This window comes from Streptomyces sp. NPDC056948 (genome assembly GCF_042674225.1).
GTDB lineage: Bacteria > Actinomycetota > Actinomycetes > Streptomycetales > Streptomycetaceae > Streptomyces > Streptomyces purpurascens.
In genome coordinates this window covers 1-3311 of record NZ_JBHUQX010000663.1, presented here as the reverse complement: position 1 = coordinate 3311, position 3311 = coordinate 1, and the positions used below count along the sequence as shown (strand labels likewise).

At 66.7% G+C, this 3311-nt stretch carries 3 protein-coding genes and 2 pseudogenes; 3 read left to right on the top strand and 2 right to left on the bottom strand.

What is annotated here, in order from left to right; all coding sequences use genetic code 11:
- Together ACFTZL_RS43135 and ACFTZL_RS43130 are read left to right on the top strand one after the other, a co-directional pair.
- The coding region (locus ACFTZL_RS43135; protein WP_382595565.1) for an FG-GAP repeat protein at positions 1-353 on the top strand (353 nt) is incomplete at its 5' end.
- A gap of 197 nt (positions 354-550) precedes the next feature.
- A pseudogene (locus ACFTZL_RS43130) lies at positions 551-952 on the top strand (hypothetical protein); the annotation flags it as partial.
- Here ACFTZL_RS43130 and ACFTZL_RS43125 read toward each other — a convergent pair.
- Positions 953-1117 carry a hypothetical protein gene (locus ACFTZL_RS43125; RefSeq protein WP_382595569.1) on the bottom strand — a complete coding sequence of 55 codons (165 nt, stop codon included), beginning with the start codon at positions 1115-1117 and terminating at the stop codon, positions 953-955.
- A gap of 1432 nt (positions 1118-2549) precedes the next feature.
- Here ACFTZL_RS43125 and ACFTZL_RS43120 point away from each other — a divergent pair.
- On the top strand, positions 2550-2942 hold the full coding sequence (locus ACFTZL_RS43120; protein WP_382595562.1) for a DUF6281 family protein: 393 nt from the start codon (positions 2550-2552) through the stop codon (positions 2940-2942).
- 180 nt (positions 2943-3122) lie between these two features.
- Here ACFTZL_RS43120 and ACFTZL_RS43115 read toward each other — a convergent pair.
- Positions 3123-3311, bottom strand: a pseudogene (locus ACFTZL_RS43115) (XRE family transcriptional regulator); the annotation flags it as partial.

Genomic DNA, 3311 nt, shown 5'->3' with positions numbered 1-3311 from the left:
ACTTCAAGGAAGGCTTCGGCACCAGGCTCGCCGCCGGAGACTTCAACGGCGATGGCTGCGACGACCTGGCCGTACAGCTCACCAAGAAGAAGGAGACGGGGGACGCGCGGATCGAGGTGCTGCGGGGCGGCTCCGAGCACGGGCTCGGATCGAAGCCCTGGCGCGCCACCAAGCGCTCCGTGCCGGGTGACGACGGCCCCGTCGACGGCACGCTCTTCGCCGTCCACGACTGGGACGACGACAGCCGCACAGAACTGGCCCTTCTCGGCGGAGACAGATGGTGGATCACCGACGGCACAGACCGCGACGAGGCTTCCTTCCCGGTCATCCCCAGCAACGACCAAGGCTCGTAGGCACATGCTCGTCGTCCCGGGCCCGCAACGGGTGACCGAGGGCGCCCTCCGGGGCCGGCACCTGTACGGGGGCAAGGGCCTGGTCCTCCTCCCCGTCGCCTTATCGAGGACCAGGGCGAGGCTGGTGACGTGACGAATGATGCCAGTGGTCGCATTTATCTTCCTCTCGGACATTTCAGCCACGAAGGAGGGTGATCATGCGGCGTCGAACACTCGGTGGCGGTGACGGAACGGACTGGGTTACCGAAGGATGGGCCGACACGGGGCTTGCTGCGGAGGACCCGAGCCGCCCATTCGGGTACCTGCTCAGTCCGAGGCGGGAGCAGTACGCCGGGATCATGGCGGTGCTGGAGCGGTCCGTGGATCAGCTGCCCCCTTCGGAGGTGGCCTCAGCTCTCGCAGCGGAGGGCATCCACCTGCCGCTTGCTGTGTTGGTTCAGCGTTTGCGTGCGCTGAGTGAAACATTCCTGGCCTCGTCGGGTCGGCCGGACTCCGATATCGAGCGCTGGCAGGAACTGAACGGGGCTCGCTGGCGCCACAGCGCGACACCGAGGGGCCGTCAGGTGCAGCGGCTGTGGGCGCAGATGGTCACCGAGGGCCTAGTGCAGAGGGAGGTGCCCCTGGACGGCCTGTCCCGGATCCGTGAGGTCCTGGCCGCCGGCCGTCCACGCCATCAGGGCGGGCAATGTAGGGAGGAAGCGCAGCGAGCGCACCGGATCCGGCATCCGCATCCACAGCAGGGTGTACTTCCAAGCGCAGCGCATCGGAGGGTTTCAGCTCTCCGATCACATCCGACCGCGTGGAACAGCCGGTGTGACTGGTCAGAGTCTGCAGCTGTGCTGCCTGGGTGAGCGCATACGCCCCAAACTGTTCAACGCGTTGGCGGACCACCACAGCAGACCGGGCCGGCGGATCGCCACGAAGCGCGACACCCCTTGCACGCAGCCGGTTACGCAGCATGGCAGCGTCAATCGCACCGCCCCGTGGACCCCACTCCTGAGCAGGCTCCTCGACCATCCGGAACACTCCAGCGGCGTCTACCCCAGTGTCCGCGTGCAGCACCCGTTCCTGCAGGGCGGCGCATAGAGCGGGGTGGCGAGGACTGATCTGCTCGGTGGGCCCGATCTGGACGACGAGACGGCGAGCGATCCTGTAGGCGCTGCGATGCACCAACTCCTGTTCAGCTGCGTCTCCTTCGTCGGCGGCCGAGACACCGGCGCCGCGGTGGCGTTCTGTGCAGCAGCGGATGCAGCCAGATCTCGCAATGCCTCCAGGCCAGTTGTAGGCCCGGAGGCGGTCAAGCCGAGACGGTGCCGGTCAGCGTCGATCTCGTGGCCGAAGGACTCCAGACTTGCCAAGCACTGCCCCATCGTCTTGCGCCACGGGCCACTACTGGACACGATCTCAAGCGTGCGCTTGACCTGCCGCTGCACGGCCAGCTCGTAGGAGCTCTGGCGGTTGAGGACGACGACGTCGTCCAACGGGAAGTCGTTGGCCTTCTGCAGGCAGACCGAGTCCGGCACCACATCGAGACCGGGAACCTGCACACCACACAGCAGGCCAACCAGATCCAGCGCCGCAACCCGGCACTCCTAGATCGTGCCGCCCCCACCTGAGCCAACCGAGGAAGCCCTCCTACTCAACCGCTCACTCCTCGCCCAGATGCCGGACTCTCTCAGTTTGCCAGCCAGGTGTTCCATCTCCGGAAGCGTTCCTGAGTAATCACCGTTCACCACGCGACGCACTACGGCCTTGGCGCTCGTCAGGTCAATACCGAGCTCAGCCCGCAGCACCCGCATGATGGCGACACCCTTGTCCGACGGACTGCTCACCAGCAGCCGAACGGGTCCGTGCTCGGAGAGCATCTGATCCCGCCGTTCGGCCGGCACGTCGGTCGTGCTCGGCGCGGCGGCGAACCCCCGAAGCGGGTCCGGTGGCCACGACCAGGCCGTCGGTGCTATCGGCCGGTCTTGCTGTGTGGCTCCAGTTCGGGAGGCCATTACACAGGCGAGGCCCGTCGCTTGGTCCCTGCGCGGGCGGGAGGCGGCACGTCCGATGGATCTGGGAACGTCGTGCCACGCGCGCGGAACAAGCCGTCACCACGTACACGAACTCGTTCACCTGCACGACGAAGGCCAGGACGCTCGGCAAGGGCGACGTCCTCGCCCTTCGCAGCATCTACTGAGGAGGCCGTTCATGAGTTGGGCCAAGCGATCCCTGAGCGGGCTGCTGACGGCAGCCGTAGTGGCGTCAGTTGCCGCCTGCGTGTCAGAGGACAACAGCGCGGAGGACGCCGCGTCGTGCGTCTACCAGGTGACCTACGAGTTACGCACCTACCGGGATGTCGCCAACGTGGAGTTCACGGTCGGCAGCAAACTCGGTGCAGCGACCCAACCGCCGTGTGACGACACCGGCGATCAGGGCGAGGGCGACGAGCCGTCCACGACGGAGACTGCCTATGCCGTAGACGGCATCTCTCCGAAGGTCGCCATCGCCGTCGGGGACACACCCGACGACGTCAAGTTCGTCGCCGTCTACTCCGGCAACGAACTGCCCTCCGAGGTGAAGAAGCTGATCTCCAGCCCATGAACAACAGTGCGGGGACGCCGCTGATCGGACGGGCCTATGCCCCTCGCATCTGCATCCCCGCTCCATCGTTGACGACTCCTCGAGGTTGCCGCCGTGATCACGAGCTCGTCCGAGATAGCGCCCCGTTCCCGGCACCTGCAATGCCGGGGACGAGGCGCTCCGTTGCGAGCGATGCAATGCCTAGAACTGGATCTCGATGCGTTCCACGTCGGTGAATTCCACGCCCAGGCCGGCTGCCCCCGTGTTGTTGTTGCGAAAGTACATCTCAGCGAGGCCTTCGGCCGCGATGCGCCGGAGTTGCTGCTCGTTGGCGCCGGCATCGCGGGCCTCGAAGAGGCGGTCCGCCCAGCGCGGCGGCAGGGCCTGGGC